Genomic DNA, 26,723 nt, shown 5'->3' with positions numbered 1-26,723 from the left:
AGCCCCCCTTGCCGTCGACTTTTCCGGGACGAATAATGATGTTCTCCATGATATTGACTCGGGGAAGGTTCCATGACTGAGGTGACTTTAGCCGTCGTCGGCGGAGGCCTGCGAGGGCTGACCTACGCTCGCCGTGCCCACCACACGGGCGCAGGCCGCGTGGTCGCGGTGGCCGATCCCGATCCCCTCCGGCGTGCCATCTTCGTGGAGGAGTTCGGGATCGCGCCGGATCGGGCGCACGCCGGCTGGGAGGACCTGGCGGCGGGCGGCCGGATCGCCGACGCGGCGGTCGTCGCCACGCACGACCGGTTGCACACCGAACCGGCGGTGGCGCTGGCGGACCTCGGTTACCACATTCTCCTGGAGAAGCCGATGTCCACGACCGAGCAGGAGGCGACCAGGATCGCCGACGCGGCCAGGCGCAACGGCATCATGCTCGCGGTCTGCCACGTGCTGCGATACACGTCCTACACGCGGGCGATGCGCGGGCTGCTGGAGGACGGGCGGATCGGGCGGCTCGTCAACGTCCAGCACCTGGAGCCCGTGGGGTGGTGGCACCAGGCGCACTCGTTCGTCCGCGGGCACTGGCGGCGGCAGGACACCTCCGCGCCGATGCTGCTGGCCAAGGCGTGCCACGACATCGACTGGCTCGTCCACCTCTTCGGACGGCCACCCGTACGCGTCTCGTCGTTCGGCTCCCTCTCGCACTTCCGTCCCGAGGACCGGCCCGCCGGGGCCGCCGACAGGTGCCTCGACTGCCCGGTCGAGTCGTCGTGCCCCTACTCGGCGCCGCGGCTCTACCTGGGGTGTCTCGGGGATCCGTCGAGCGAGTTCTGGCCGCTGTCGGCCGTCACGCCCGGGCGCACCGAGGCGGACGTGCTGGAAGCGCTGCGCACGGGGCCGTACGGGCGGTGCGTGTACGCGTGCGACAACGACGTCGTGGATCATCAGGAGGTCCTGATGGAGTTCGGCGACGGCGCGACATGCTCGTTCACGATGAGCGCGTTCAGTCCGATGGAGCACCGGCGCACGCGGTTGTTCGGGACGCACGGCTACGTGGACGGCGACGGCCGCACGTTGCGCCTGGTCGACTTCCGCACCGGCGCCGAGGAGACGATCATCGTGGACGCCGATGACGCGACGTCCGAGGTGCAGGGCCCGTCGGCGGCCGACGGGCACGGGGGCGGGGACGAGGGCCTCACGGACGCCTTCCTCGCCGCGGTGGCCTCGGGCGACGCCGGCCTGCTGCGCTCGGACGCGGACGAGAGCCTGATGACCCATCGTGTGGTGTGGGCCGCAGAACAGGCCCGTCTCACCGGCGCCGTCGTGACCCTCTGAATCCCCCGCCGCGACGGGTTCGCGCGCGTGACTTCTGACCAAGGTGGCTGACACGGAGCGGTGATGCGCATACGTGATCTACGGGAGGACAACCGCCGCTTCCGCTCGGACGTGTATCACTCGCGCCTCTTGCGCATCAGTCGCCCCTTATGCCTTGGAGAGGGAAGTCCCGTGGCTATCAAGTTGCCGGGCGGGCGGAGCATCGGCCTCGTGACGGCCGGCGCCCTGGTCGGGTCGGTCCTGGTTCTGGGTGGTGCGGCCACCGCTTCGTCGGCGAGTGACGCCGCCTTCTACGCGTGTGTGAACAAGAGCACGCGGTATATGCGCCTGGTCAACGCCAGGACGACGTGTAAGCCGACCGAGACGAAGGTGTCGTGGAACAAGACCGGTCCGCAGGGTCCGGTGGGCGTCGGCGGCACCGGTGCGAAGGGCGACACCGGGGAGCAGGGCCCGCGTGGCCCGCAGGGCCTGCGGGGTCCCCAGGGCCTGCGCGGTCCCGCCGGTCCGCAGGGCCCGAAGGGTGACACCGGCGCCCTGGGCAAGGACGGCAAGGACGGCGCCCCGGGCAAGGAGGGCGACCGTGGCCCCGCCGGTCCGCAGGGCCCGAAGGGGGACAAGGGCGAGACCGGCCCCCAGGGGCCGAAGGGCGAGCGCGGCCTCACGGGTCCCCAGGGCCCGAGGGGTGAGAAGGGCGAGACGGGCGCGCGTGGTCCCGCGGGTCCGGCCGGACCCGCGGGCCCCGCAGGCTCCGGGGGTGGATCCGCCAGCGTCATCACGAAAGCGGACTCCCTCTACCTGCCGGCCGGCGGCGGCAGCGACGACATCATGTGCCCGGACGCCATGCTCGCGACGGGCGGCGGTTTCATCGCCGGCAGCGGGGCGAGCGCGCCCTTCATCACCACGAACGCGCCCTACCTCGTCAACGGCAAGGCGGTCGGCTGGAGGCTCTACGGCAAGGGCGTCAGCGGCACCATCTACGTGATCTGCATGGGGAGCTAGGGAGCCGCCCCGGGCCGATGCCGCCCACCCACCCGACGAGGGCATCCGGGCGGCGGCTCCGCCAGCCGCCGCTCCCGCGCAACGCCCGCATGGCGGCAGTGCCACGCCCGTGTCCCGGCGGCGTACGGTCGGGACATGGCCGACATTCGCGACGACCTTGGCTCAGGGCGTCCCGCCCCTCGGCTTCAGGACGAGCCGGAGCGGCGCGTCGTGATGATGTGCGGCATCGCGGGTTCGGGCAAGACGACCTACGCGCAGGAGCTGGAGCAGCGCGGCTACATCCGGCTGTCCATCGACGAGGCCGTCTGGGCACGGCTGGGGCGCGACGGCGGCCATCTCGACCCGAAGGAGTACGAGGACCATCAGGCCCGTGCCGAGGAGGCCTTACGGCAGGAGCTTGTGCGCCTGATGCGGGCAGGCAGGAGGGTGGTCCTGGACTACAGCTTCTGGCGGCGCGCGACGCGCGACCGGTACAAGTCTCTGATCGAGAGTCACGGGTATCGGTGGGAGCTCGTCTACCTGAAAGCGACCCCGGAGACCCTGCACCGACGGCTCGCGGCGCGCAACGCCCTGCATGGGCCGAACAGCGTCACGGTGTCTGAGGATCTTCTGCGGTCCTACCTGGCGGGCTTCGAGGAGCCCCTTGGTGAAGGAGAGCGGGTCATTCCTCAGGAATGAGGCCCCGGTTTGGGGGTTCTAGCGCTGTCCGGCGAGGTGGGCGCCGTTGGCCGCGCCGATCACGCGGGTCAGCGCCTGGTGCAGGCTCTGCAGCTCGGTCAGCTCCATGCCCAGCCGCTCGACGATCGCCACGGGCACCTTCTCGGCCTGCCGAAGCAGCGCGCGTCCCTCTCCGGTCAGCACGATCGCCAGGGAACGCTCGTCGTCGCTGGCGCGGCGGCGCTCGACGAGGCCGGCGGTCTCCAGGCGCTTGAGCAACGGCGACAGCGTGGCCGGCTCCAACTGCAGCAGCCTGCTGAGGTCCTTGACCGACAACGGCGCGTACTGCCACAGGGCCAGCATCACCAGATATTGGGGGTGGGTCAGACCCATCGGTTCGAGCAGGGGCCGATAGAGGCCGATGACCGACCGTGAGGCGACCGCCAGGGCGAAGCAGACCTGGTTCTCCAGGGCCAGCGGGTCGACGATGTCGCCAACGTCACTCATGTGCACCTCCACCGCTATGCTACTTGATTAGTACACTAACTGTTAGTGCACTACTCAGCGCCGAGAACACAGGAAGTGTCATGGCCCGTAGGAAGAGTCTCGAAGAGCGCATCGCCGACCGCGTCGCCCAGCGCCCGCCGATGAAGGAGAGCAAGCACTTCGAGCACGGCCCCGCCAAGTGGATCTTCGCCAGCGTCCTGGTGTTCGCGGTGCTCATCCACTTCGTCATCGTCGGCATCGTCATGATCTTCGGCCACTGATCGAGGCGGCGCCCCGCTGCGGGAGCCGGCAGGTTCAGCCGTCGTGCCCGGCGCGGACATGCCGAGGGCCCGCGGCGCGGCCGCCGCGGGCCCAGGCGTCAGGGTCCGATCACCCGTGGGTCACGGGCTGGTGCAGGTGGCCGTCGGGGTGGCCGAGGACCCTCCGGCGATGAAGCCGAAGGTCGTGCTCCCGTTGGCCGCGACCGAGCCGTTCCACGCATCGTTGCGCACCGTCACGTTCGAGCCGGAGCCCGACCGTACGCCTCCCCATATCTGGGTGATGGTCTGCGAACCCGGCCAGGTCCAGTTCACCGTCCAGCCGTTGACGGCGGAGTTCCCCGCGCGCACCGTCACCTCACCCTGCCAGCCGCCGGACCAGGAGTTGACCACCCGGAACGTCGCCGAGCACGCGCCGCTCACCCCGCCGGACGGCGAGGGGCTCGGGCTCACCGGCGGGCTCGGGCTGGTGTTCGGGCTCCCGCTTGGCGAGGGGCTCGGGCTCACGGGCGGGCTCGGCGAGGGGCTCGGGCTGGGAGACGGGCTCGAGTCGGTCAGGACCGGGGTCGTCCAGTCTCTCCACTGCGACAGGTTGCCGGACTTCTTGGACGAGACCCGGAACACGGCGGGGGCGTTGCCCGTCTTCAGCAGGAACTTCTGGATGTTCTGCTGCAGCGGGGTGCGCCATTCCGACCGGGCGGCACAGTGGGTGCCGTCCTGCACGTCGGACCAGTAGCTGATGTTGTCTCCCGCGCCGAGCGCCTTGTAGATCTCGGCCCCGGCCAGCGCGGCCACGCTGCCCGACTGGGCGCCCAGCCAGTCGACGTGCGGGTTCTCCATGATGAACAGCCCGCGCGGGGCGATCATGCCCACCATCTCGTGGGTGTCCACCGGCAGTTGGCCGGGGTTGCCGGTGAAGGAGCTGAACGCGTCTCCCAGCCACGGCTGCTCGGAGTAGGCACTGCTGAGCGGCTGCGCGCCGGACTCCTGGGCGATGCCGCGGAAGATGGGAACGCCGGCGCTGCCCGACTCGATCGGCATGGTCAACGCGATGCGCTGGTCGAACACTCCGGCCGTGAACGCGCCCTTGCCGAACCGCGAGCAGCCCGTGACGCCGGTCGCATCCGCCTTGAGGATGCCGCCACCCGACTGCTCGATGACGTCGATGATGCGGCTCACGCCCCAGGCCCAGGCGGCGAGCAGTCCGGTGCTGCTCGAAGAGCCGTAGATGCTGTAGTAGGCACCCTGCTTGTTGTTGCGGGCCGTGCCCTCCTTGCCGACCGTGTAGGGGTCGTAGCTGATGACGGCGGCGCCGCTCGCCTTGATGGTGGCCGTGTCGGCGCCGAATCCTCCGTAGACGATGACGGCCGGGAAAGGCCCGGTGCCACTCGGCAGGTCCACGCTCGCCGAGAAGCTCGCGCTCCTGCCGCTGTCCGACACGTTGACCGTGATGCCGGTCCTCGAGACCGTCCCGGTGACGCCGGCCGGCTTGCCGTGCTTCTCACCGTAGACATACCGTTCGGCCAGTTTTTTGATCTCTTCGCGGCGGCACCGCCAGTCCGACTTCGAGGTGATGCGCTGCCCGTTGATCTTCTTGAAGGGATCGGGAAGCCTGGAGTTGGCCGTCAGAGCTCCCAGGTCGGACACCGCGCAGTCGGCGCCCTCGTCCTCGTCCTCGGCGCCGGCGGCCGCCACCGCCTGCGCCGTCCCTGTCCCGACGAGTGCGCCCACGCCGGCGTTCGCACCGGGGATCTCGAACACCGCGAGACCCAGCGAAAGCGCCGCGACGGCGCCGATGACGAGCGCGCGGCGGACGCCCGGGGTGCGGCTCCCGCCGCCTGAGGTGACGTCGTCGATCATCGGCCGCCCCCGTGGGAGGGCCGACCGGCATCGATGGAGAGTGCGGGCCCGGCCTGCACCGGCTTCGCCGGTGTTGCCGCCGAGACCTTGAGACCTTTCACGACAGTGCGTCCTTCCTCCTGAGGGATCCCGGACCTGTCACGGGTCCGGAGAGAACCGCAAGCCGGATGGGGGTGAATGATTTCGAAGCATCAGCGAAATGTTGCAGCCACCGCAAGACCCAAATCAGAGGGGGTTCCACCCGGGTACACGAGGACGACGACAACGCTGTTCGCGACAGGATTACCGCTACTGTCGCAGACGTTTTTCCGAAAAATGCGCGAAACTTTCATAGCAGCCGGGCCACAGTGAGCGACCGGCCGGCGCCGGACTCACCGCATGGAACGCCGAGGCGTGGACGCTCTCACTCTTCGCCCGCCTCGCTCGAGGAAGCCGCCGGGCCGGGCCGTCGCCACTCCCATAGCAGGCCGCGGACGAGGTGCTGGAACAGCAGCGCACCGAAGGCGAAGAACCCGACGCGCACCAAGACGGGCCCGTCGTCGAACAGCCCCCGGATCATCGCGCCGAAGCCGGCGAGAAGCCCCAATCCCGTTCCCACCAACGCGAGAGCCCGGCCGGCGGCTGTGTTCATGGCCCGAGTCTCCCAGGTTCACCGGGTTCGTCACCGCCGGTACGCCTACTCGACGGCGGCGGACACAAACAGGGCGCCCCCGGTCCTCCGGACAACCGGATTTCCGGCCGAGCCGGGCGGCGGGGTGTGTCACCCCGCAGGGCCACGCCGAGGAGCGGCCTAACGCTGATTACGGACAAGAAGATTCGGCGCAGGAGCGGCCGGTTTTCGCGGATGCGCTCCTGGTTCCGCCCGGCCGGCTCCGAGCCGGTCTCGCCATTGAGCCGCGTCTCGCCATTGTCCCTTTGTCTTGCTATCGGCCTGGCCGAAACGCAGTCGGTGGAGCCGTGAATTCGACGGTTCGGGACGGGAATCCCCGGCCTTCCGCACATCCGAACGTTCTCCGGCAGTTCCAGAGGCCGACACCGGCCGTCCTCCTCGGCCCTGAACACGCCCTTCGCCCACGCGACTTCTTTCTCCCATGGCACGAAATCTCAGGAAATCCTTCCGCCAACCGTATCGAAGCAGTGGAAATGGCGTTAACCGAACCCTCTGATTGGTGAATTGGCGCAACTTGTCAACATTATGAGAGAAATCTTACAAAGATCGAAAAGTTTGTCCGTCTGATGTGATCATTTCGGTGAATCGCCCCTATGAGGGCGTATCCGTACCGATGGGAGTTCATCGGAATGCAGCTCAGGCGAACCCTCTCCCTGGCGGCAATGTGGGCGCTCGCGGCCGTCCTGATCGTCCTACCCTCGCGGGCGTCGGCCGCCGCGCCGCCGGACGACGGCCCCTCCCGCGTCGCGTCCGACGTCTTCCCCGGCGCCAAGATCGGCCATCGGGCCGGCCCGGCCGCGCTTCCTTCCGCCTCGGCGGCCGAGGCGCAGGCGACCCCGCAGCTGGTGGCCTGTGACGGCGACGGCACCAGCGGCAAGCGGGTGGAGGTGCTGTACGTACGCGAGTCGTCGATGCCCGACCGCTACGCGCAACTGCTGCCCATGTTCCGGGCCTGGCTGGCCGACGCGGACGACCAATTCAACGACGGCGCCGCGACCTCCGGCCGCAGCCGGCACATCCGCTACGTGACCACGTCGGCGTCCGGCGGTTGCGCTCCCGTCGTGCGCAACCTCGTGGTCCCGGCCGGTTCGCTGGCCGACTTCGACTCCGGCATCAACGCCGTGAAGGCCCTCGGCTACACCAGCACCGACCGGCACTACCTCATGCTCACCGAGGCCACCGTGATCTGCGGCGTGGGCGAGATCAAGGGCGACGACCTGACGACCGGGGCCGCCAACCTCAACAACGGCCTGGCCTACGCCCGGGTGGACGCCATCCCCGGCTGTTTCGGCGCCAACGCCATCGCCCACGAACTCGGGCACACCTTCGGCGCCGTACAGATGAGCGCCGCGCACTCCGACGGCAGCTGGCACTGCCTGGACCAGTGGGACCTCATGTGCTACGGCGGCACCCCGTCGTGGAACTGCCTCCAGTGGAACGACTACCGCCTGCCCGACTGCAACCGGGACGACTACTACAACGCCGCCCCGGCCGCCGGCAGCTACCTGGCCACGCACTGGAACACCGCCAACAGCGCCTACCTCATCGCCGGGAGCACGGCCGACAGCGACCCCCATCCCAAGGTCGGCAACACCTACGTCGTCACCAACGTGGCCACGGGAGGGGCGCTGGAGCCCATCGGCGCGTCCACCGGGACGCTGACCGAGCTGAGCCAGCGCGCCCGTGTCGACACCCCCAGCCAGAAGTGGCTGATGGGCTACACGACCGGGCTGCAGTTCATCAACGTCGGCAGCCGCCTGTGCGCCGACAGCTCCTACAGCGGCACCACCCCCGGCACGACGCTGCTGCAGTACATCTGCAACGGCCAGGACGGCATGCGCTTCGCCTACCTGCCGGTCGGCACCAACACGTACGCCATCTTCGACTGGCTGTCGGGCCTGGCACTGACCGCGACCGGCTCCTATCCCTCGCCCGTCACCCAGCAGACCTACACCGGCGCCACCAACCAGCAGTGGGTGTTCAACCAGGTCACCGGCATCGCCCCGGTCAACAACAGCGTCTACTACCTCCAGGGCCGGGGCAGCCGCGACAACGCCGAGCCGGTCGGCGGCTCGACCGCCTCCGGCACGCTGGTCACCCACAACCCGCCGTCGGGGGCGACCAGCCAGCAGTGGCGGCTGCAGGCCACCGGGTCGTACTGGAACCTGGTGAACGTCAACAGCGCCAAGTGCCTGGACCTGGTCTCGGCCGGCACCGCGAACGGCGTGCAGATCAGGCAGGCGACCTGCGGCACCGCGACCAGCCAGCAATGGACGTTGCGGCGGGTCGCCGACGGCACGTTCTATCTGGTCAACCGCTTCAGCAGCAAGGTGCTCGACAGCCCGCCGGGCAGCGGCACCACCCTGGAGCAGCAGACGATCACCGGCAACACCGACGGCAGCCTCGGCATCGTCGCCGGTGACCAGATCTGGCATCTGAACCCGGCCTGACGCTCCTCGCGGGCCGTCCGGAACCGTCCGGGCGGCCCGCATCGGGCCCTGTCAGCGTTGTCCGGGAAGCTGGAAATGCCAGACGACCATCGTCGGCACGTCGCCGTCGGCGGCTTCCGCCGCCTCGGGCACCAGGTCGGTCAGGCACCAGGGCCACAGATCCCACACGCCGACCGCCTCTCCCACCGGCGGCACCCCGCTGCGCCGGGGACGCTCCGCTTTGGGTTCCTCGCAGCGTCGCACCTGAAATCCGGCCGACAGCGCGGCGCGCAGGTAATCGCCGATCGAGTGCTGGTAGGTGGAGATCCGTCCCGGCGTGCCGTCTGCTCGCCGTACGGGCGGGACGAAGCCTCGTCTGACTCCTTCGGGATGCATGTCGGAGACAACCAGGTGCCCGCCCGGACGCAGGACTCTGGCGAACTCGGTCATCACCGGTCCCAGCGCGGGGACATGAGTCAGTGCCAGACAGCAGACCACCAGGTCCACGGCGTCGTCCGGCACCGGCAGGTCGTGCAGATCCCCGAGCAGGAACCGGCCGAGCGGCGCCCGGGCACGGGCGCGGGCCAGCATGTCGGGGGACCTGTCCACGCCCAGCACCCGATGACCCCGCCCGGTCAGCAGCGCCGCGACCCGGCCGGTTCCGCAGGCGGCGTCCAGGGCGACGCCCGCGGGCAGTGCGTCGACGATCCCGGTCATGAGGGGCTCGTCGATGTCGAACAAGCCGTTGGGGCCGTCGTAGGAGCCGGACCAGATGCGGTAGCCCTCCGTCGTGTCCACGCGCGCGACCTCCACGGCCGCCTCCGCCAGTGCCTCGTCGTCGAGCAGCCTGCGGATCTCGGCGATGCGCGCGTCCACGAAGCCGCGGTCGAACCGGCCGGTGAAGGAACGCGACAAGGCGGCGCCCTCGATACCGAGCAGGTACGCCAGGGGATGCTCGTACATCACCGGGCGAGACTAGCGAGACGCGTTTCCGCGATGCCATCGGAATAAGCGCCGCCCTCCGCTGCCTCGGCCGCCCTCCGTCACCGCTCGGCGTCTCACGGTGCTCAGGCGGACGGCCTGGCGACGTCGGCGCCCCGCTCTTCGAGCAGTTCGGCCAGGCGTGCGGCGTTGCGCTGGGAGTTGTCGGCGCAGCAGTTGTTGGTCAGCACGTGTGTGGTCGCCGTACGGGCGGCCAGGTCCGCGATCCGGCCGGCCCAGTGCCGGAGCTCCTCCTCCGAGTAGAGGTAGCCGAACCGCTCCTCGATGACGCGGCTCGTCCACTTCTCCGAGTGACCGTGCAGGCGGACGACGGCGAGGTCGGAGGTGGCCGCGAGCACCGGCGGGACCGACGAGGGATGCCCCTGCGGCATGTCCACCCCGACGTACGGCACGTCGTTGGCGGCCAGGAAGTCGAGGGTGTCCCCCCGGGTGGCCTCGTCCATCCAGGCCGCGTTGCGGAACTCGACGCACACGCGCATCGGCAGGCAGCGGTCGCGGCATTCGAGGATGTAGCGGCGGTTCGCGCCGCCCGGCGGGAACCACTGCGGGAACTGGAACAGCACCGCGCCGAGTTTCCCCGACTCGTGCAACGGCTCCAGCGCGCCGAGGAACCGGCGCCACACCTCCTCGACGACCTCAGGAGGGAGGTCGCGCCGGTAGAGCGTGCGTCTGGGCTCCCCCAGCACGGCCCGCAGGTCCCTGTAGAGCGCGGCCGGCCGGGTCGGATGCCCGGTGAGCAGGGAGAACGCCTTCACGTTGAAGGTGAAGTCCTTCGGCGTACGGTCACGCCACAGCTCGGCCGTACGCCGAGCCGGCGGGTTGTAGTAGGTGGCGTCCACCTCCACCAGGGGAAACCGGCTCGCGTAGTAGCCGAGCCTGGCCTCGGGCGTGGACGCCTCGGGCGGATACCAGCCCGAGGCGAGCAGCGACTTGTCCGTCCAGGAGGCCGTACCGACCAAGATCTTTCCCATCACGTCGCACGGTGCCCGTCACAGTCGCGGGGGACCGACTGCGTCAGCAGGCGGGGGGTCCGCGCTTCCTCCCTTCCATGATCCCCAGTGCCCCGGGTGACGAACGTGACGCGGGTCAGCGGCCGAAACCGGCCTCACGGGCTCGTACGATCGCCTGCGCCCGGTCGGCCACCTGCAGCTTCGCGAAGACGTTGGACACGTTGTTGCGCACCGTCTTGGGCGACAGCGACAGGCGCTCGGCGATGCGGGTGTTGGACAGACCGGCCGCGATGAGATCGAGGATCTCACGCTCCCGCGCGGTGAGCTGCGGAAACGGGTCCTGCTCCCGCGACCGGACGGCGGCGAGCCTGCTGAAGTAGCGGGTCACCCGGCCGGCCAGCGCGGGCCCGAAGATGACCTCGCCTCCGGCGACGGCGGCCACCGCCCGCAGGATCTCCGTCTGGTCGGCGCCCTTGAGCAGGTAACCACGGGCTCCGGCCAGCATGGCGGCGAAGACGCTCTCGTCGTCCTCGTGCATGGTCAGCACGAGCACGTGGGTCTGCGGGCAGGTCTCCACGATGCGCTGGGTGGCCTGGACGCCGTCGAGCCGCGGCATCTGCAGGTCCATGACGACGACGCGCGGGCGGAGCGTCATCGCCTGGGCGACGGCCTCCTCGCCGTCGGCCGCGGTGCCGACCACCTCGACCTCGCCCGTGGAGGCGAGCATCATCCGCAGGCCGTTGCGGTAGACGGGATGGTCGTCGGCGAGCAGCACGGTGGGCATGCCGGCGCCGTCGGGGGACGGGCCGGCGGTCATCGCGTCGCCTCCGCGGGAAGGACGGCGTGGACGCGGGTCCCGCCGCCGTCGCGGGAGGTGACGAAGCAACTCCCGCCGAGCTCTTCCGCCCGCTCCCGCATGCCGACCAGGCCCACGCCGACCAGGGCTCCCGGCCGCACGCCTCTCCCGTCGTCGAGCACCTCGACCTCCAGTTCGCCTCCGGTCGCCGTCAGGCGGACCTCGCAGGTGCCGGCGTCCGCGTGCCGCGCGACGTTGACCAGAGCCTCGCAGACGATCCGGTAGGCCGCCACCTCGGTCGCGGCCGGCAGTCCGGCCAGGTCGCCCGCGGCGTCCACGCGTACGGTCAGCCCGCCCTCCCGGAACCGGGTGGCCTCCTGCCGCAGCGCTCCCGCAAGGCCGAACTGGTCCAGGGCCGGTGGGCGCAGGTTGTGGACGAGCCGGCGTACGTCGCCGAGCACGGACGACAGGTCGGCCCGCACCTCGTGCAGCGCCTCGCGGGCGGCGCCGAGGTCCCGGGTCACCAGGTTGCCCGCGGCCTCGACCTTCAGCGCGGCGGCGGCGAGCGTGGGCCCCAGCCCGTCGTGGAGGTCTCTGCGCAGCCTGCGGCGTTCCTCCTCGACGCCTGTCACCAGGCGTTCCCTGCTGTGCTGGAGCTCCTCGGCCAGGGCCGTGGCCCGTACGGCCGCCGCGGCCTGCCTTACGACGTCGGCGAGCAGTCGCTGGTCGGCGTCGGCGAGCGGCGCGCCCGCGCGCGGGACGAGGACGAGGCGGCCGATCGGGGCCGCGCGGTAGGCGAAGGGAAGGACGAGGACGTCGTCGCGCCGTGCGCCGTGCTCGACCACGAGCGTGCGGCCGTCCGCGCGGTCGAGTTCCACCCGCACGTACGGCGAGCGCAGCGCCGTGGACACCGCCCCGGCCACGGTGAGCAGCAGTTCCTCCGGGCTCACCGACTCCTCCAGCCGCCGGGCCAGGGCCGAGACGACGTCGTACGGCTCCGCCCGCCCGGCGAGGACGCGGCCCACCCAGCGGCGGACCCGCTCGCGCAGCGGAGCGTAGACGACGGCGACCGCGGCGGCGGCGAGCACGGCCGCGACCGGCTCGTCGATGAGCGCGCCCAGCCCCACGAAGACGGGGACGTCGATCGCGACGACGGCCACCGCCAGGCCGCCGTAGAGGAGGGTCCAGCCGAGCACCGGGTCGATGTCGTACAGCCGGTATCGGCCGACGGCCACCAGGACGGCGACGGCGATCGCCACCAGGGAGACGACGAACGTGAGATCCTGCGGCGCCCCCTCGACCACGGCGGGCACGAAGATCAGCACGCCGTTGAGCAGGGCCGCCAGCAACATCCAGCGCAACTGTGCGCGGCGCGCGCCGGACGACCCCCGGAAGCGCCGGACGAAGGCCGCGAGCGACACCAGAAGGCTCAGCACCAGCGCCGCCGGGGTGAGGGCCATCGCGACCCGCCAGAAGGCGTCCGGCACAGGCGGCATCGGCAGGTCGAGCCCGGTGCCCCGCCACGGCTCCCCCGGCGACTGCACCCGCCACGGAACGGTGAGGAAGACGAGCACGGCGAGGCCGGTGGCGCCGAGCGACAGCGACGCTGCCCACCGCCAGCGCGGCGACGGCAGCCTGCCGTCGGGGAAGAACAGCAGCACGAGCAGCGGCACCAGGTTGAGCAGCGGCCCGAGCCTCGCCCCCGCGTACACGGCGACGCCGGTCAGCGGCAGCGTGCCGCCGTGCCGGGTGAGGGACAGCACGGCGTAACCGCCGGCGAGGCCGTTGAGGCAGGACACCGCGCCGCCGCCGATCAGCAGCCAGGTCATCGGATGCGCGGGCAGGCGGGCGGCCAGCACCCCGCCGGCGACGGCGAGGGCCACGCCGGGAACGGTGGACGACCACACGGCCCAGTCGAGCGGCTCGGGCCGGACCACCGGTCCGGTCGCGATCTCGATCCAGGTGGCGGACGCGGCGGCGACGACGGACAGGGCCGCGAGCACCGTCGCGGCGGCCCCGAGACGGCGAGAGGCGTCAGAAGGGCCGGGCACGCGGTCCAGCGTGCCACAGGGCCGCCCTTCCCGGCATGGGACCGGTGTCCCGTTTCCGCCCGGGACGCGTGCCCCGGACCGGTGCGGGCGCGGCGGTGGCCTCGCTCTCTGTCGGCCCGGGACGCGGCGTGGAGACCGTGGTCACGGCACCACCGGTCGCGGCGCCACCGATTGCGGCACCACCGGTCGCGGCACGAAGGCTTCCACCAGGAGGAGAACGATCATGTCCGTTCACATCACGCCCAGCAACGTCAACCCACAGGAACCGACGGCGGCTTCGGCTCCGGCCGTGGCGGCGCCGCCCTGGACCAGGACGGCCGGAGTGCTGCTGGCTGTCGGAGCGGCGGCCTGGGCGGCCGGCACGGTCATCGTCGGCGACGACATCCAGAGGGGCATCCAGACACTCGACACCCTGACCGGGATGCTGTTCGTCGCCGGGGTGTTCGGCTTCGTCGCGCTCGTGCTGGCCACCCGGGCCACCGGCGCCGGGTGGGGCCGGATCATCCCGGCGGGCCTGCTCGTGTCGCTTCCCGGCGCGTTCCTGCTGAACGTGCTCTCGTTCGGCTACGCCACCCACGACGACTTCCCGTTGTGGCTGATGATCCTCGACGCCTGCTGGCCGCTCAGCATGCTCGGCATGCTGGTCCTCGGCATCGCCGTGGCGGTCACCGGCCGCTACCGCGGCGCCCTGCGCTGGCTGCCGCTGCTCGCCGGGCTGTGGTTCCCGGTCACGATGGTGGCGCAGATCTTCGCCGGGTCCACGGCATCGGTGTGGGTCAGCGCCGCCTGGCTGCTGGCCACCCACGCGCACACCGGCGTCCGGCTCGCGCTGCGCCCCGCCGTCTGAACGAGCGCCGCACGCCGGCCCTCTCACCCGATGACATAGCCTGTGAGCAGGCAAAACACCGACCAGAGGAGAACCCCGCCATGGGTTCGCTCAGCCCTGTTCACTGGATGATCGTGTTCGTGGTGCTCGTGCTGCTCTTCGGCGCGAAGAAGTTGCCGGACACCGCGAAGGCCGTCGGGCAGTCGCTGCGGATCCTCAAGAGGGAGACCGGCAGGCTCGGCGACGAGGACAACGCCCCGGCCGCCCGAGCCCGTACGGCACCCGTCTCCGCGGACGCCGTGGCGCGGCTGCGCGCACTCGAAGAGGAGAACGCCCGGCTCAGGGCCGCGGCGGACGCCGCGCGGCGGAACGAGCCCGAGGCCCGCTGAGGCGTTCTCGGCGCGCTGCCGACGGCGCCGTATGCCACGAGCCGGCGGACGGCGAGCACCACGCTCGGCGTCCCGGGGCGTTCGACGCGGCGTGGTGGCGACCCTGCGTGGTCACGTGCGGAAACCCGCCCGGTTCGCGCGAACCCTTCCGCGCGAACCTTTCCGCGCGAACCTTTCCGCGCGGCCCGGACTCCAACAGGGCATGAAGCTCACCCTCTCGCTCCGCGTCGTTCTCCCCGCCGCCGCGGCCGCCGCGTTGCTCTCCGCGGCGGCGCTCCCGGCCGACGCCGCCGCCATGCCGAAGTTCGCCGCGCCCAAGGCGTACGGCACGTCGTTCCAGAGCGACCCCCACCATGACTTCACCAAGCACATTTCGCCGCGACACGACGGCATCCTGCGGGGCTGGGTCACGCATTACCGGTCCGGGGTGGCGGAATACGAGCCGATCAGGTGGGTGAAGGACACCCACATCGAGGGGTACTTCGAGGGCCCGCCCGAGGGTGACGTCACCGCCTACGCCTCTCCCGTGGCGAAGAACGTGGTGTTCTACAGCGCCACCGGGTGCAAGGGCACCACGGTGACCGTGAAGAACGGCGGCCTGGGGGCGAAGCGGTGCTCCCGGAGTGAGCTGATCTCCCGGATGAAGTCCGTGCGACACCCGGCGCTCATCACCGTCTATCGCGGCGCGATCGTCAAGGTGCAGGAGATCTACACCCCCTGAGTACCTGAAGACCGCCGGTCACCCGGCACCGCTCCGCACAGGGCCGGACTTCCCATTCCCCGGAAGTCCGGCCCTTCTTCGCGCACAGGCCTTTCACGCACGTGGGCGGCGCCGGCTTGACGCCGATCGAGTTAGGAGCACATACTCTGGTTATAGCCTTTAACCAACAGAACGGGGTGTCATGCTCGTGTCTGTCCGCGTCCGCGGCGCCTCGCTCGCGCTGCTGGCGTCGTCGCAGTTCCTGGTGGTGCTGAACACCTCGATCGTCAACGTGGCGCTGCCCGCCATCGGCGACGACCTGAGCCTGTCGGCCGCCGGGTTGTCGTGGGTGGTCAACGCGTACCTGATCGCCTTCGGGGCGCTGCTGCCCGTGGGCGGCAGGATCGCCGACCTGTACGGCGGGCGGCGCGCCCTCTCCGCGGGGCTGGCCCTGTTCACGGCCGGCTCGGCCGGGGCCGCGCTCTCCTCGGGCGCCGGGGCGCTGATCGCGGCGCGGGCCGTCCAGGGCGTCGGGGCCGCCGTGCTCTCCCCGGCCGCACTCGCCATCCTGCTCGCGTTGTATCCCGCCGGCGCCGCACGCGGCCGGGCGCTCGGCGTATGGGGTTCGGTCTCGGCGGCGGGCGGCGCGGCCGGGGTCCTGCTGGGCGGGCTGCTGACCGAGGCACTCGGCTGGTGGTCGGTCTTCGCCGTCGGCGTGCCCGTCGCGGCGTTCGTCCTGGCCGCCGTGCCGCACCTGGTCCCGGGCGGCGACGCCCCGCCGCGCCGCGACCGGCTCGACGTGCCGGGAACGCTGTCGGTGACGCTGGGCCTGCTCGGCGTCGCGTACGGCCTGGGCGGCGGCGGATGGGCGGCGATCGCCGCGGGCGTGGCCCTGCTCGGCCTGTTCGCCCTGTGGGAGCAGCGGGTGGAGCGACAGGCGGCAGCCCCGCTGATCCCGCCGAGCCTGCTGCGCACGGCCGACGTGGGCATCGGGAACGTGCTCATGCTGCTGCTCGGGATGGTCTGGGTCGGCACGTTCTTCTTCCTGCCGCTCTACCAGCAGCGGGTGCTCGGCTACTCGCCCTTGGAGGCGGGGCTCACCCAGCTTCCCCTCGCGGTGGCGCTCGTCCTGGCGCCGCTCGCGGCGGGCCGGCTGCGCCGCACACTCGTCCCCGGCCTGGTGACGCTGGCCGCCGGGCTGGCCTGGCTGGCCCGGGCGCCCGAGGACGCGACCTTCCTCGTCGACCTCCTGGGGCCGACGGTCCTGGTGGGCGCGGGACTGGGGCTGGCGTTCGTGCCGCTGACCGCGCTCGGCGTCGCCGGGGTGCCCGGCGAGCTGTCGGGCGTCGCGAGCGGCCTCGTCACCACCACGCGGCAGGTCGGCGGCGCGCTCGGCCTCGCCGTTCTCACCTCGGTCGCGGGCCTCGCCCCTGCCGGCGTCACCGGCTACCGCCGCGCCTTCCTGGCGGCGGCGGCCATCTCACTCATCGCGGCGACCGCCGCTCTCCTGAAAGGACGCATCCGATGGACAAGCCCTACCTGACCGGGCACTTCACTCCGCACGTGGACGAGGTGACCGCCCGCGACCTGGTGGTGGAGGGCACGCTGCCCGCCGAGCTGACCGGCCGGCTGGTGCGCAACAGCCACAACCCCCTCCCCGGCGTCACGCCCACGCACTGGTGGAAGGGCAGCGGCATGGTCCACGGCATCCGGCTGCGAAACGGCCGGGCCGAGTGGTACCGCAACCGCTGGGTCCGCACTCCCGCCCTCGACGGCGCGCCGTACATGACCGAGAAGGGCCCCGACCTGACCGCCAGCACCGCGGGAACCCACGTGATCGAGCACGCGGGCAGGCTGCTGGCGCTGTGCGAGGCCAACCACCCCTTCGAGCTGACCCCGGAGCTGGAGACCGTGGGGGCGTACGACTTCGGCGGGAAGCTCACGACGATGATGACCGCCCACCCGAAGAGCGACCCGGTCACCGGTGAGCTGCACTTCTTCGGCTCCTCGCCGTTCCCGCCCCACCTCGTCTACCACGTGGCCTCGGAGACGGGCGAGATCGAGTTCAGCGAGGAGGTGCCGGGCGCGACCGCCTCGCTCAAGCACGACTTCGGGATCACCGAGCACTTCGTGGTGTTCGTCGAGGGTTCCGTGACCTTCGACCACACCGAGACCTCCGGCATCCCGTACTCCTGGAGCGACGACCAGGCCACCCGCATCGGCGTGATGCCGCGCGGCCGGGGCGGCGCGGCGAAAATCCGGTGGTTCGACATCGAGCCCGGCAGCCTGCTGCACGTCGCCAACGCGTACGAGGACGCCGAGGGCCGGATCGTCCTCGAAGGACCGGCCATGGACCGCGACGGGTTCCGGCGGTCGTGGAAGTGGTGGGCGGGGCTGCCCGGGCACGGCGCCGTGCCCGGCTCACGCTCCTTCAACCGCCGCTGGGTCGTGGACCCGCGTACGGACAAGGTCGCCGAGGACGTGATCGACGACCTGGTCGTCGAGTTCCCCACGATCAACGACGACCTGCTCGGCCGCGACCACCGCTACCAGTACTCGATTTCCTTCCCGGACGACCGGGGCGTGGGCGGCTACGGCGTGGTCAAGTACGACCGGGTCTCCGGAGGCAGGCAGGTGCTGCCGGTCGGCGACGGGCGGCTGCCGAGCGAGGCCGTCTTCGTGCCCGCCGCGGGCGCGGCGAACGAGGACGACGGCTACCTGCTGACGGTCGTGAGCGACCTGCACGCGGACGCCTCCCAGCTGCTGGTCCTGGACGCCACCGACCTGAACCGGCCCCCGGTCGCGACCGTGCACCTGCCCCGCCGGGTCGTCGCCGGCATCCACGGCTCGTGGATCTCCGACAACTGACATCCGTCGAGAGGAAGAATGAGAGGAAGAACGATGGACATCGACCGGAACGCTCCCGTCATCGTCGAGCTGGAGACCACCGTGCACGCCCCGATCGAGAAGGTCTGGCGGCTGCACACCGACATCGACGCCTGGCCGAGCTGGAACCCCGACGTCTCCTCCGCGCGTCTGCGCGGCGGCCTCGCCGTCGGCGCGACCTTCGACTGGCGGACGCACGGGCTGGTCATCGCCTCGACGGTCGCCGAGCTCGTCCCCGGCCGCCGCATCGTCTGGGGCGGTCCGGCCCACGGCATCGAGGGCGTGCACGTCTGGACCTTCGAAGAGATCGAAGGAGGGGTGCTCGTACGGACCCGGGAGTCGTGGGCGGGCGCGCCCGTCGAGGCCGACCCCGAGGGGATGCGGGCGGCGCTGGAGGGCTCGCTCCGGTCCTGGCTCGCCGCACTCGGTCAGACGGCGCTCAAGCAGACGGCGCTCAAGCAGACGGCCGAATGATCCCTCGGACCCGGGAGACGCGATGAGCCGGGAGACGGCGATGAGAGGCACTCACCATAATGAGGGGATGTCAACGCCGCGGCAGCGCTACCGGGACCAGGTCCGTTCGGAGATCAAGCAGATCGCCCTCGTGCAGATCGGCGAGGGCGGGGCGGCGGCGCTGAGCCTGAACGCGGTGGCAAAACAGCTCGGCGTCACGGGCCCGGCGCTCTACAAGTACTTCCGCAGCCGCGACGACCTGCTGACCGAGCTGATCCTGGAGGGCTTCGACGAGGTCGCGGCGGCCGTACGGGCCGCCGCAGGCGAGGGCGCGCCGCGCGAGCGGCTGCACGCGCTGGCCCGGGCCTTCCACGGATGGGCGGTGGCCAATCCGCACCTGTTCCAGCTGCTGGCCGGGACGCCCTCGCCCGGCTACCAGGCTCCCCCGGAGAGCGTGCTGCGGGCCCGGAGCGTGCTCGGGCCCTTCCTTCCGGTGTTCGCCGGGGGGCACTGCCGACCGGGCAGCGAACCGCTGCGGGAGCAGATGCGGCGATGGGTGGAGGAGACCCCGGCGGTCGCCGAGTGGGTGCGCGCGTTCGCCCCGGAGGGGGATCCGGCGACCGCTCTCGCCGGAACCGTGATGGCCTGGTCCCAACTCCAGGGCGTGGTGAGCCTGGAGGTGCAGGGGCAGTTCGCGGACATGGGTCACAGCGGGGCCACCCTGCTCGACGCCGTCATGGACGCTCTCGCCGACAGCATGGGCCTGTAACGGGCATCCTGGAACGATGCGTATCGAAACGATCGGCGCGGCGGCGGCGGGGACCTGGCGGCTCGGCGACCTCACGGTCAACCGGATGGGGTTCGGCGCGATGCGCCTGACGGGCAGCGCCGCCTTCGACCTCGGCACCCCGAGCGACCGCGAACGGTCCATCGCGGTGCTGCGGCGCGCCGTCGACCTCGGCGTCAACCACATCGACACGGCGGCGTTCTACTTCTCGCGGCTGCGCTCGGCCAACGAGCTGATCAACCGGGCGCTCGCGCCCTACCCGGACGACCTGGTCATCGCCACCAAGGTGGGCCCGGGGCGGGACCCGTCCGGCGAGTGGCTGCCGTTCGCCCGGCCCGACCGGCTGCGCGGCCAGGTCGAGGAGAACCTGCGCCAGCTCGGCCGCGACCACCTCGACCTGGTCTACCTGCGCCAGCCGGGGCTCGACTCGATCGCCGAGCACTTCGGGGCGCTCGCCGAGCTGCGTGAGGCGGGTCTCATCCGGCACCTCGGGATCTCCAACATCCGGCCCGGGCATCTCGCGCAGGCCCAGGCGATCGCGCCGGTGGTGAGCGTGCAGAACCGGTATGGCGTCGGCGCCACGCGCAGCCGAGGCCTTCTGCGCACCTGCGGCGAGCAGGGAATCGCCTTCGTGCCGTTCTTCGCGATCGCCGGTGAGGGCCGCGAGTCGGGGGCGAGCGGCACCGACCAGGAGGAGGTGCGCGCCGTGGCCCGCGCGCACGGAGCGACGTCCGCGCAGGTGCGGCTGGCCTGGACGCTCCGGCAGGGGCCGCACGTGCTGGCCATCCCGGGCACCGGCAACCCCGATCACCTGACCGAGAACGTCGCCGCCGCCGCACTGCGTCTCACGGACGAGGAGATGGCCCGCCTGGACGCGCTCTCCGACGTCGGCTGACCGGGGACTCACAAGAACGCCACCCTCGCGCCGCGACGCCGCGATCGACCGCTCCCGGTCGCCCGGAGAGCAGGGCCGCCCCCGGCGCATCCGCAGGAGGGCCGCCGGCTTCTCAGCGGAGCCGGCGGTCCGGTCGTGCGGCGATCACTGGTCGCTCTCGGCCTCCGCCTTGGCCGACTGCGTGTCCTCGCCCTTGCCCACCTTGGCCAGCGCCTCACGAAGCTGCTCGGCGGTCATCTTCGAGCTGCCCTCGTCGCCCGCCTCATCGCCCTGACGGCGCAGGTCGTGGAGTTCCCGGTCCTCGGTCATGACCCGTCCCCTCCTGCGTACCGACATCAGAGCCGCTGGTTCCCACGGACTCGCCGCCCACACGGCCGCCGGTCGAAGTTGACGCGATTTTTCGCCGGAGGTACGCGTTCAGGCGGCGGCCGAGGCGCTGCCCGGGGGCCTCCACCAGCCGGTACGCCACGTGACCGAGCACCAGCAGGACGAGGAAGAACACCGGGAGGTTCGGGACGACCCGCAACAGGAGGGGATGCAGCAGATACAGCGAGAAGCTGATCACCCCGAGGTGGGCGAGCCACCGGGGGAACGTCCGGTGCCGCAGCCGGAACGCGAGCGCGAAGAAGCCCGCCGCCAGCAGGACCGCCGCGGCCCAGGCGGGCTCGTCGGCCACCAGGACGCCGCAGACGAGGACCGTCAGCAGCGCGGCGACGGCCCGGACCGGCCGGAGCGTGCCCTGCTCGGCGCGCCACACGGCGGTCCCGGCGAACATCACTGCCGCGATGACCAGGCCCTGCCCCGCACCGATGCGGCTGCCGAGGATCACCAGCGCCAGGCCGAGCAGGCCGCCGATCACCGCGGCCGCCGTCCTGAGGCGGCCGTTCGCGGTCACGGTCACGACGATGACCAGGATCACCGCGACGCCCATGAGCGCGGCGACCAGGTCCGCGCCGCCGTTGATCGTCGCGCCGGGCATGAGCAGTCCGAGCGGCACGGCCGCCACCGCCAGGACCACGGCGATCGGCGCCGACCTGTGCGCCTGCCGTACGGTGAACAGCCCCGCCGTCATCAGGTAGAACGCCATCTCGTAGGAGAGCGTCCACATCACGTTGATCATCGAGGGGACGCCGAGGAGTTCCTGCAGCATCGTGAGGTTCGCCAGCGCGACGAGCGGCGGCGGCCGGCGGTCGAGGCCCGGCGACGTCGAGAACACCCCGGCGTACGCGAGGAGCAGCGCGAGGGCGAGCGCGGCGAGCAGCAGCGGGAGGAGCCGGAAGGCCCGGCCGGTCCAGAAGGCCCGCAGGTCGCCCCGCCGTTCCAGCGAGGCCGGGATGATGTATCCGCTGACCAGGAAGAACACGAAGACGCCCCAGGTGCCGACGTCGACCCTGCGGTCCACCTCCCCCCAGACGGCCGGGACGAAGGTCCAGGCCGAGTGGTGCAGCGCCACGGCCGGAGCGGCGATCCCGCGTAAGGCGTCCAGCCATACCAGCCGGGTGCGGTTTGCTGCCATTCAGGTGACTTTAGGCGAAATACGGCGTCGATAGCACTGCGCCGCGTAAGCGGCGAACTGCGCAGGAATGCTAGGAAACGGGGATGGACCATCGTGATCTACGACTCCTGGACGACGACGCACTGGAGCGGTCCCCGGTCGTGGCCAACAGCGACATGAACCGCGAACGCCGCCTGCCGGCCTACCGGCGCGAACTCGGCGTCGACGTCCTCGCCCTCCTGCGCGGCGCCGATCGGGTCGTCCGGTGGCTCGACCTGTGCTGCGGCACGGCGAACGCGCTGTTCGAGGCCTCTCATGAGCTGGGAGACCGGGCGGAGATCGTCGGCGTGGACCTGGCCGGCCACTTCGCCGGGCCACCCCGGCCGCCGCGGCTGCGGCTGGTCACGGCGTCGGTGACCTCGTGGGCGCCCGATGCGGCGTTCGACCTGATCACCTGCGTCCACGGACTGCACTACGTCGGCGACAAGCTGGGCGTGATCGCCCGGGCCGCCTCCTGGCTGGCCGACGACGGCCTGTTCGCCGCCAACCTCGACGTACGGAGCGTACGGCGTGCGGACGGGACGCCCGCGGGACGGCGGCTGACGGCGGCGCTGCGGGCGAGCGGCCTCGTCTACGACGCCAGGAACAAACGGGTGAGCCGCCGTGGCCGCGGGGAGATCGGCCTGCCCTGGTCCTACCTCGGCGCCGACGACCGCGCGGGCCCCAATTACACCGGCCAGCCGGCTGTGGACTCCTACTACGCGTTCGGCTGAGGCCCGTCGCCGGGCCGGGGGCGTACGTCGCAGTCCGGCAGGCCCGCGAGCACGCCGGCGAGCTGGCGGGCGTTGGTCTGCGCGTAGTCGCGGTAGCAGTTGTTCATCAGCACGTGGGTCGTGGACGCCTGGCCGCCGAGTTCGCGCAGCCTCGGCGCCCACCGCTTCAGCTCCTCCAGGGAGTAGCGGTAGCCGAAGCGCTCGTGGATGTCGTGGCTGGTCCACTTGTCGCTGTGGCCGTGGAACCGCACGACCTCCAGGTCGGACGTGGCCGCGACGACCGGCGGGATCGAGTCCGGATAGCCCTGCGGCATGTCCACGCACACGTACGGAATGGCGTACGAGCGGAGGAAATCGAGGGTCTCGGCCTGGTTCTCCTCGCTCATCCAGGTGTGGTTGCGGAACTCTACGGAGATCCGCAACGGCTCGCAGCGGCGCTTGCACTCCAGGATGTAGTGCTTGTTCGCCCGGCCGATCGGGAACCACCGGGGGAACTGGAAGAGCACCGCCCCGAGCTTGCCCGCCTCCCGCAGCGGCAGCAGGGCGCTGAGGAACCGCTCCCAGACCTGGTCCACGACCTTCGGGTCGAGGTCGCGGGCGTACAGGTTCTTGCCGCCGCCGTTCGGGCGCAGGTCCTTCGGCAGCGCGGCAGGCCGGGTCGGATGCCGCGTGAGCAGCGAGAACGCCTTGACGTCGAAGACGAACCCCGCGGGCGTGCGCTCGGCCCACAGTCGTACGGTGGCCTCGGCGGGCGGCGCGTAGTAGGTCGAGTCGACCTCCACCAGCGGGAACAGGCTCGCGTAGTGGCGCAGGCGTTCCTCCGGCGTCGTGACGCCGGGCGGATACCACCCCGACTCCAGCAGCGTCTTGTCGGTCCACGACGCCGTGCCGACCAGGATCTCCCCCATACCTCACCCTAAGGAGCCCGATCCGCCCCGGCCTGTCTCCGACGGTCAAAAAGAGCTGTGGCCTACGTGACCTGTGAAGCGTCCGCGGGACTATGATGTTGGAAAGTAAAGTGCCCCCGGTGTCCGGCGGCCACTGGACGAAGCAGCACCGGAAACCAGCACTGCGCGGAGCACACCGGAGGTGGCGATGCTGTCGACCTGGGCTCTGGAGACGTTCGGCCCGCGCGCCGAGCAGATCCGCCAGGGGGTGGCCGAGGCGCTGGCGCTCGCGCTCGAGAACGCCCAGGACGCCCAGAAGACGGCGCGGACCGAGCTCCTCCACCCGTTCGGCTTCACGCTCATGTCCCGCAAGTTCGAGGCCCTGGCCGCCACGTTCGCGGACATGCCCGACGTCGAGACCGTCAAGCCGCCGGGCTCGCAGCACGAGCTCGTCGTGCTCGGCGGCAACCTGCTGTTCCCCTTCCGCTACGCCAAGGACCGCTCGGTCAGCGTGGTCAACGCCAGGATCGGCGACGGCAGGCCGTCCGGGCTGGTGCAGGCGCTGTTCACCAGGTTCGGCCCGCGGCCCTGGGCCGAGCAGCTCGCGCTCGGCGGCGTCGAGGCCGCCCTGCCGGAGCCCGCGACTCCGGCCGCCCGCGCGCTCACCCGGCTGCCCGAGGGCACCCGCCTCGTGCTCATCGCGTACGCGTGCAACGCCAGGGCCGGTCTGCTCGACGTGTGGTGGGGCGAGGCCGAGCTGCTCGACCGCACCGGCAGCCTGCGCTGGCACCACTGCGAGCCGATCCCGCTCGCCGGGCAGGCGCCCGCGGCCGAGCTGCCCGGGGTGGCGACCCCCGTCGGCGAGGCGTCCGCGTTCGCCCGGGGCGCGATGCCGGCTCCGGCGCTGAACCCCCGCCCGCCGTACGAGCGCGCGACCGCCCTGCCTCCGATGAGCGAGGCACCGTACGCACCGGACGCCGCCGCCGATGAAGGACGATGACCGGCTGCGCCTGGTCGAGGAGACCGTCCCCCCCGAATCCGGCAATACGGCACCCAGCCCGCAGGCCGTGGCGGACGCGTTCGACGGAACCCGCCTCACCCAGGCGCGACGGCTGGCGGCGCTGACGAAGAAGGAGGTGGCCGAGCGCATCGGCGTGTCCCCCGCCGCGGTCGGCCAGTACGAGGCCGGGGTCACCCGGCCGCGTCCCGATCTGGTCCCGCTCCTCGCCGAGGTGCTCGCGGTGCCCGCGGCCTTCTTCCTGCCGGGCCGCCCGCACGGCAAGCTGGACGGCTCGATGGCCCACTTCCGCAGCCTGCGCTCCACCCGGGCCTACCAGCGCGCCAAGGCCGTGGCCTTCGTCGAGCAGGTCTGGGAGCTGACGTACGCGCTGGAGAAGCGGGTGCGGCTCCCCTTCGTGGACCTGCCCGGCTTCGCCGGGGGCGAGGTGCATTCGGGCAGCGCCCTGCCCCGCGACCCCATGGGCGCGGCCCGCGCGCTGCGGGCCCACTGGGGGCTCGGCACCGGGCCGATCAGCCACCTGGTGCGGCACATGGAGTCCCGGGGGATCGTCGTCGTCTTCCCCCAGGCCGACGAGGACGCGGTCACGGTGGACGCCTTCTCCACCTCCAGCCTGCCGCGGCCCATCGTCGTCCTGACACCCAACCGCTTCGACGACGTCTACCGGCACCGCTTCACCGCCGCCCACGAGCTGGGGCACCTGGTGTTGCACGGGGACGCGGCCGCCGGCGACAGCCAGCAGGAGCGCGAGGCCGACTCCTTCGCCGCGGAGTTCCTCACGCCGCGCGACAGCATCCTGCCCAGCCTGCCCGCCCGCGCCGACCTGCGGCGGCTGGCGGAGCTGCGCCGCGTCTGGGGCGTGTCGGTCGACTCCCTGCTGTATCGGTGCCGGGAGGTCGGCCTGCTGTCCGACTCCGCCGCCGGGCGCGCCTATCAGCGGCTCGCCGCGCTGCGCGGGCAGCCCGGCTTCGCGACCGAACCGGTGTCGGGTTACCCCGGCGAGCAGCCGGTCCTGCTCGCCCAGGCCTTCGAGATGGCGGCGGCCGAAATCGGGCTGACCGTGCCCGCGCTGGCCCGGGAGCTCGCCTGGCCCATGGCGCGCGTACGCGAGCTGATCGGCCTGCCCGCCCACCGCCCCCGGCTCAGACTCGTCCCCTGAGGCCGCGCACACACGCGCCGGGTGACGGCTTCCTCAGTCCGTGGATCGGCGCTCGCTGAGGATCAGGTCGAGCATGCCGGGAAACTCGGCGTCGAACTCGGGACGCCGCAGGCGGTTGAACCGGCGCGCCCCCTCGTCTCGCTGTTCGATGAGGCCCGCCTCACGCAGAACCGCGAAGTGGTGACTGCGGGTGGCCTTGGAAACCGGCAGGTCGAATGTCCCGCACGCGCGCGTCCAGTCGGGCTGACCCGCGAGTTCGCGGATGATCGCCCGCCGTACCGGGTCGGCGACCGCGTCCAGGGCGTCCTGCAGGCTCACCTCGCGCGGATGCCGGTGCACGAGACTGCGGGCCCGGGCCGTGGACGCAGTGTTCGATCCTTGTCGTACACTCATGGTGTTAGACCTCCATCGAACATTCTAGATGGGAGCTCAGCGTGATCCAGCAGAACGATTCCCGATATGGTGCCGCCGCGCGCAACCGGCTCGACGCGACCGGCGACCCCTCGGCCGAAGGTGCGTACGCCGCGCTCGAGACCTTCTACTACGCACTCAACCATCGCGATGCGGCCGTGCTTCGCGAGGACTGGAGCGATCACCCGCTGGCACAGCTCAACAACCCGCTGGGCGGCATCCTGCGTGGCGGCGACGCGATAGCGGAACTGTACGGAAAGATCTTCGACGGCCCCGTGCGCGTGGAGGTCACTTTCGGCGACATCGTCGAGTATCTGGGCGAGGGGCACGCCGTCTTCGCCGGCCGCGAGAGTGGCACGTACACCGGGCCGGACGGCCTCGCCGTCCCGCTCGCCATCCGCACCAGCCGCTACTTCCGTTACGAGAACGGCCGCTGGCGGCAGTTCCACCATCACGGCAGCATCGACGACCCCGGCGCGCTTGCCGCCTATCAGCAGGCGGTGTCCGGCCGCCGCACCGCCGGTTGAC

28 protein-coding genes are annotated in these 26,723 nt (G+C 71.5%); 17 read left to right on the top strand and 11 right to left on the bottom strand.

Translation table 11 applies throughout. From position 1 onward, the window contains the following. Positions 1–72: 72 nt before the first annotated feature. From FLW16_RS16540 to FLW16_RS16530, 3 genes are all read left to right on the top strand, one after another. Complete coding sequence (locus tag FLW16_RS16540; RefSeq protein WP_142560964.1) at positions 73–1,338, top strand: Gfo/Idh/MocA family protein; 1,266 nt, start codon at positions 73–75, stop codon at positions 1,336–1,338. A gap of 171 nt (positions 1,339–1,509) precedes the next feature. After that, positions 1,510–2,337: a collagen-like protein gene (locus tag FLW16_RS43710; RefSeq protein WP_185949450.1), complete on the top strand. Its 828-nt coding sequence runs from the start codon at positions 1,510–1,512 to the stop codon at positions 2,335–2,337. Positions 2,338–2,472: 135 nt separating this feature from the next. After that, positions 2,473–3,015, top strand: coding sequence for an ATP-binding protein (locus tag FLW16_RS16530; protein ID WP_142560963.1), 543 nt, complete (start codon positions 2,473–2,475; stop codon positions 3,013–3,015). Between the two features lie 18 nt (positions 3,016–3,033). Here the strand turns inward: FLW16_RS16530 and FLW16_RS16525 are convergent, their stop codons facing one another. After that, positions 3,034–3,501: a MarR family winged helix-turn-helix transcriptional regulator gene (locus FLW16_RS16525; RefSeq protein ID WP_142560961.1), complete on the bottom strand. Its 468-nt coding sequence runs from the start codon at positions 3,499–3,501 to the stop codon at positions 3,034–3,036. 80 nt (positions 3,502–3,581) lie between these two features. Here FLW16_RS16525 and FLW16_RS16520 point away from each other — a divergent pair, with 80 nt between their 5' ends. Further along, positions 3,582–3,761 (top strand): hypothetical protein, encoded by a 180-nt coding sequence (locus FLW16_RS16520; protein ID WP_139577483.1) that lies wholly within the window; start codon positions 3,582–3,584, stop codon positions 3,759–3,761. Between the two features lie 120 nt (positions 3,762–3,881). On the opposite strand, the gene FLW16_RS16515 is transcribed toward FLW16_RS16520, so the two are convergent. Both FLW16_RS16515 and FLW16_RS16510 read right to left on the bottom strand, forming a co-directional pair. Further along, positions 3,882–5,618 carry a cellulose binding domain-containing protein gene (locus FLW16_RS16515; protein ID WP_142560959.1) on the bottom strand — a complete coding sequence of 579 codons (1,737 nt, stop codon included), beginning with the start codon at positions 5,616–5,618 and terminating at the stop codon, positions 3,882–3,884. Positions 5,619–6,021: 403 nt separating this feature from the next. Beyond that, the gene (locus FLW16_RS16510) at positions 6,022–6,249 is read right to left on the bottom strand and encodes a hypothetical protein (RefSeq protein WP_142560958.1); all 228 of its coding nucleotides are present in this window, start codon (positions 6,247–6,249) and stop codon (positions 6,022–6,024) included. A 668-nt stretch (positions 6,250–6,917) separates the two neighbouring features. Between FLW16_RS16510 and FLW16_RS16505 the strand changes: the two genes are divergently transcribed. Beyond that, complete coding sequence (locus FLW16_RS16505; RefSeq protein ID WP_185949449.1) at positions 6,918–8,738, top strand: RICIN domain-containing protein; 1,821 nt, start codon at positions 6,918–6,920, stop codon at positions 8,736–8,738. A 51-nt stretch (positions 8,739–8,789) separates the two neighbouring features. Here FLW16_RS16505 and FLW16_RS16500 read toward each other — a convergent pair whose 3' ends face one another. From FLW16_RS16500 to FLW16_RS16485, 4 genes are all read right to left on the bottom strand, one after another. Further along, positions 8,790–9,680, bottom strand: a complete 891-nt coding sequence (locus FLW16_RS16500; protein ID WP_260615323.1) for a class I SAM-dependent methyltransferase — start codon at positions 9,678–9,680, stop codon at positions 8,790–8,792. Between the two features lie 104 nt (positions 9,681–9,784). Beyond that, positions 9,785–10,690, bottom strand: a complete 906-nt coding sequence (locus FLW16_RS16495; protein ID WP_142560952.1) for a DUF72 domain-containing protein — start codon at positions 10,688–10,690, stop codon at positions 9,785–9,787. Positions 10,691–10,805: 115 nt separating this feature from the next. After that, a complete protein-coding gene (locus FLW16_RS16490; protein WP_260615322.1) occupies positions 10,806–11,486 on the bottom strand; it encodes a response regulator transcription factor in 681 nt (226 codons plus the stop codon). Beyond that, positions 11,483–13,516 carry a sensor histidine kinase gene (locus FLW16_RS16485; protein WP_185949448.1) on the bottom strand — a complete coding sequence of 678 codons (2,034 nt, stop codon included), beginning with the start codon at positions 13,514–13,516 and terminating at the stop codon, positions 11,483–11,485. Before FLW16_RS16485 ends, FLW16_RS16490 begins: the two co-directional genes overlap by 4 nt. Positions 13,517–13,739: 223 nt before the next feature. On the opposite strand from FLW16_RS16485, the gene FLW16_RS16480 reads away from it, so the two are divergent. From FLW16_RS16480 to FLW16_RS16445, 8 genes are all read left to right on the top strand, one after another. Then, positions 13,740–14,363: a hypothetical protein gene (locus tag FLW16_RS16480; protein ID WP_142560948.1), complete on the top strand. Its 624-nt coding sequence runs from the start codon at positions 13,740–13,742 to the stop codon at positions 14,361–14,363. Positions 14,364–14,443: 80 nt separating this feature from the next. Next, positions 14,444–14,731 carry a Sec-independent protein translocase subunit TatA gene (gene tatA / locus FLW16_RS16475; protein ID WP_142560947.1) on the top strand — a complete coding sequence of 96 codons (288 nt, stop codon included), beginning with the start codon at positions 14,444–14,446 and terminating at the stop codon, positions 14,729–14,731. 202 nt (positions 14,732–14,933) lie between these two features. Further along, on the top strand, positions 14,934–15,452 hold the full coding sequence (locus FLW16_RS16470; RefSeq protein WP_142560946.1) for a hypothetical protein: 519 nt from the start codon (positions 14,934–14,936) through the stop codon (positions 15,450–15,452). Between the two features lie 181 nt (positions 15,453–15,633). After that, entirely contained in the window at positions 15,634–16,974 is a 1,341-nt protein-coding gene (locus tag FLW16_RS16465) for an MFS transporter (RefSeq protein ID WP_142560944.1), read from the top strand. Continuing rightward, positions 16,956–18,299: a carotenoid oxygenase family protein gene (locus FLW16_RS16460; protein WP_142560942.1), complete on the top strand. Its 1,344-nt coding sequence runs from the start codon at positions 16,956–16,958 to the stop codon at positions 18,297–18,299. The genes FLW16_RS16465 and FLW16_RS16460 overlap by 19 nt, the downstream gene beginning before the upstream one ends. A gap of 33 nt (positions 18,300–18,332) precedes the next feature. Further along, complete coding sequence (locus tag FLW16_RS16455) at positions 18,333–18,791, top strand: SRPBCC family protein (RefSeq protein ID WP_221891119.1); 459 nt, start codon at positions 18,333–18,335, stop codon at positions 18,789–18,791. 67 nt (positions 18,792–18,858) lie between these two features. After that, positions 18,859–19,539 carry a TetR/AcrR family transcriptional regulator gene (locus FLW16_RS16450; RefSeq protein ID WP_142560939.1) on the top strand — a complete coding sequence of 227 codons (681 nt, stop codon included), beginning with the start codon at positions 18,859–18,861 and terminating at the stop codon, positions 19,537–19,539. Positions 19,540–19,555: 16 nt separating this feature from the next. Beyond that, a complete protein-coding gene (locus tag FLW16_RS16445) occupies positions 19,556–20,452 on the top strand; it encodes an aldo/keto reductase (protein WP_142560937.1) in 897 nt (298 codons plus the stop codon). Between the two features lie 144 nt (positions 20,453–20,596). On the opposite strand, the gene FLW16_RS43705 is transcribed toward FLW16_RS16445, so the two are convergent. Beyond that, positions 20,597–20,761, bottom strand: a complete 165-nt coding sequence (locus tag FLW16_RS43705; protein WP_185949447.1) for a hypothetical protein — start codon at positions 20,759–20,761, stop codon at positions 20,597–20,599. Next, entirely contained in the window at positions 20,715–21,968 is a 1,254-nt protein-coding gene (locus FLW16_RS16440; RefSeq protein ID WP_142560935.1) for an acyltransferase, read from the bottom strand. The genes FLW16_RS43705 and FLW16_RS16440 overlap by 47 nt, the downstream gene beginning before the upstream one ends. Before the next feature lie 83 nt (positions 21,969–22,051). Between FLW16_RS16440 and FLW16_RS16435 the strand changes: the two genes are divergently transcribed. After that, entirely contained in the window at positions 22,052–22,720 is a 669-nt protein-coding gene (locus tag FLW16_RS16435) for a trans-aconitate 2-methyltransferase (RefSeq protein ID WP_142560933.1), read from the top strand. Here FLW16_RS16435 and FLW16_RS16430 read toward each other — a convergent pair. Then, positions 22,705–23,628, bottom strand: coding sequence for a DUF72 domain-containing protein (locus FLW16_RS16430; RefSeq protein WP_142560932.1), 924 nt, complete (start codon positions 23,626–23,628; stop codon positions 22,705–22,707). The two genes, FLW16_RS16435 and FLW16_RS16430, sit on opposite strands and share 16 nt — an antisense overlap. A 187-nt stretch (positions 23,629–23,815) precedes the next feature. Here FLW16_RS16430 and FLW16_RS16425 point away from each other — a divergent pair, with 187 nt between their 5' ends. Together FLW16_RS16425 and FLW16_RS16420 are read left to right on the top strand one after the other, a co-directional pair. Continuing rightward, entirely contained in the window at positions 23,816–24,607 is a 792-nt protein-coding gene (locus FLW16_RS16425) for a hypothetical protein (protein ID WP_142560930.1), read from the top strand. After that, positions 24,594–25,784, top strand: coding sequence for an ImmA/IrrE family metallo-endopeptidase (locus FLW16_RS16420; protein WP_185949446.1), 1,191 nt, complete (start codon positions 24,594–24,596; stop codon positions 25,782–25,784). The genes FLW16_RS16425 and FLW16_RS16420 overlap by 14 nt, the downstream gene beginning before the upstream one ends. A gap of 33 nt (positions 25,785–25,817) precedes the next feature. Here the strand turns inward: FLW16_RS16420 and FLW16_RS16415 are convergent, their stop codons facing one another. Further along, positions 25,818–26,177 (bottom strand): helix-turn-helix transcriptional regulator, encoded by a 360-nt coding sequence (locus tag FLW16_RS16415; protein WP_142560928.1) that lies wholly within the window; start codon positions 26,175–26,177, stop codon positions 25,818–25,820. Between the two features lie 41 nt (positions 26,178–26,218). Between FLW16_RS16415 and FLW16_RS16410 the strand changes: the two genes are divergently transcribed. Then, positions 26,219–26,722, top strand: a complete 504-nt coding sequence (locus FLW16_RS16410) for a nuclear transport factor 2 family protein (RefSeq protein ID WP_142560926.1) — start codon at positions 26,219–26,221, stop codon at positions 26,720–26,722. Position 26,723: the final 1 nt, after the last annotated feature.

It is taken from the genome of Microbispora sp. KK1-11 (assembly GCF_006874435.1).
GTDB classification, from domain to species: Bacteria; Actinomycetota; Actinomycetes; order Streptosporangiales; family Streptosporangiaceae; genus Microbispora; species Microbispora catharanthi.
Note: the sequence above shows the minus strand (reverse complement) of the source record. Positions and strands in the feature narration are given on the sequence as shown.

What these genes read in the sequence shown, in the direction of transcription:
- FLW16_RS16540 (WP_142560964.1), top strand. Translation starts at nt 73, where the DNA reads ATGACTGAGGTGACTTTAGCCGTCGTCGGCGGAGGCCTGCGAGGGCTG.
- FLW16_RS16530 (WP_142560963.1), top strand. Translation starts at nt 2,473, where the DNA reads ATGGCCGACATTCGCGACGACCTTGGCTCAGGGCGTCCCGCCCCTCGG.
- FLW16_RS16525 (WP_142560961.1), bottom strand. Translation starts at nt 3,501, where the DNA reads ATGAGTGACGTTGGCGACATCGTCGACCCGCTGGCCCTGGAGAACCAG.
- FLW16_RS16520 (WP_139577483.1), top strand. Translation starts at nt 3,582, where the DNA reads ATGGCCCGTAGGAAGAGTCTCGAAGAGCGCATCGCCGACCGCGTCGCC.
- FLW16_RS16515 (WP_142560959.1), bottom strand. Translation starts at nt 5,618, where the DNA reads ATGATCGACGACGTCACCTCAGGCGGCGGGAGCCGCACCCCGGGCGTC.
- FLW16_RS16510 (WP_142560958.1), bottom strand. Translation starts at nt 6,249, where the DNA reads ATGAACACAGCCGCCGGCCGGGCTCTCGCGTTGGTGGGAACGGGATTG.
- FLW16_RS16505 (WP_185949449.1), top strand. Translation starts at nt 6,918, where the DNA reads ATGCAGCTCAGGCGAACCCTCTCCCTGGCGGCAATGTGGGCGCTCGCG.
- FLW16_RS16500 (WP_260615323.1), bottom strand. Translation starts at nt 9,680, where the DNA reads ATGTACGAGCATCCCCTGGCGTACCTGCTCGGTATCGAGGGCGCCGCC.
- FLW16_RS16495 (WP_142560952.1), bottom strand. Translation starts at nt 10,690, where the DNA reads ATGGGAAAGATCTTGGTCGGTACGGCCTCCTGGACGGACAAGTCGCTG.
- FLW16_RS16490 (WP_260615322.1), bottom strand. Translation starts at nt 11,486, where the DNA reads ATGACCGCCGGCCCGTCCCCCGACGGCGCCGGCATGCCCACCGTGCTG.
- FLW16_RS16480 (WP_142560948.1), top strand. Translation starts at nt 13,740, where the DNA reads ATGTCCGTTCACATCACGCCCAGCAACGTCAACCCACAGGAACCGACG.
- tatA (WP_142560947.1), top strand. Translation starts at nt 14,444, where the DNA reads ATGGGTTCGCTCAGCCCTGTTCACTGGATGATCGTGTTCGTGGTGCTC.
- FLW16_RS16470 (WP_142560946.1), top strand. Translation starts at nt 14,934, where the DNA reads ATGAAGCTCACCCTCTCGCTCCGCGTCGTTCTCCCCGCCGCCGCGGCC.
- FLW16_RS16465 (WP_142560944.1), top strand. Translation starts at nt 15,634, where the DNA reads ATGCTCGTGTCTGTCCGCGTCCGCGGCGCCTCGCTCGCGCTGCTGGCG.
- FLW16_RS16460 (WP_142560942.1), top strand. Translation starts at nt 16,956, where the DNA reads ATGGACAAGCCCTACCTGACCGGGCACTTCACTCCGCACGTGGACGAG.
- FLW16_RS16455 (WP_221891119.1), top strand. Translation starts at nt 18,333, where the DNA reads ATGGACATCGACCGGAACGCTCCCGTCATCGTCGAGCTGGAGACCACC.
- FLW16_RS16450 (WP_142560939.1), top strand. Translation starts at nt 18,859, where the DNA reads ATGTCAACGCCGCGGCAGCGCTACCGGGACCAGGTCCGTTCGGAGATC.
- FLW16_RS16445 (WP_142560937.1), top strand. Translation starts at nt 19,556, where the DNA reads ATGCGTATCGAAACGATCGGCGCGGCGGCGGCGGGGACCTGGCGGCTC.
- FLW16_RS43705 (WP_185949447.1), bottom strand. Translation starts at nt 20,761, where the DNA reads ATGACCGAGGACCGGGAACTCCACGACCTGCGCCGTCAGGGCGATGAG.
- FLW16_RS16440 (WP_142560935.1), bottom strand. Translation starts at nt 21,968, where the DNA reads ATGGCAGCAAACCGCACCCGGCTGGTATGGCTGGACGCCTTACGCGGG.
- FLW16_RS16435 (WP_142560933.1), top strand. Translation starts at nt 22,052, where the DNA reads ATGGACCATCGTGATCTACGACTCCTGGACGACGACGCACTGGAGCGG.
- FLW16_RS16430 (WP_142560932.1), bottom strand. Translation starts at nt 23,628, where the DNA reads ATGGGGGAGATCCTGGTCGGCACGGCGTCGTGGACCGACAAGACGCTG.
- FLW16_RS16425 (WP_142560930.1), top strand. Translation starts at nt 23,816, where the DNA reads ATGCTGTCGACCTGGGCTCTGGAGACGTTCGGCCCGCGCGCCGAGCAG.
- FLW16_RS16420 (WP_185949446.1), top strand. Translation starts at nt 24,594, where the DNA reads ATGAAGGACGATGACCGGCTGCGCCTGGTCGAGGAGACCGTCCCCCCC.
- FLW16_RS16415 (WP_142560928.1), bottom strand. Translation starts at nt 26,177, where the DNA reads ATGAGTGTACGACAAGGATCGAACACTGCGTCCACGGCCCGGGCCCGC.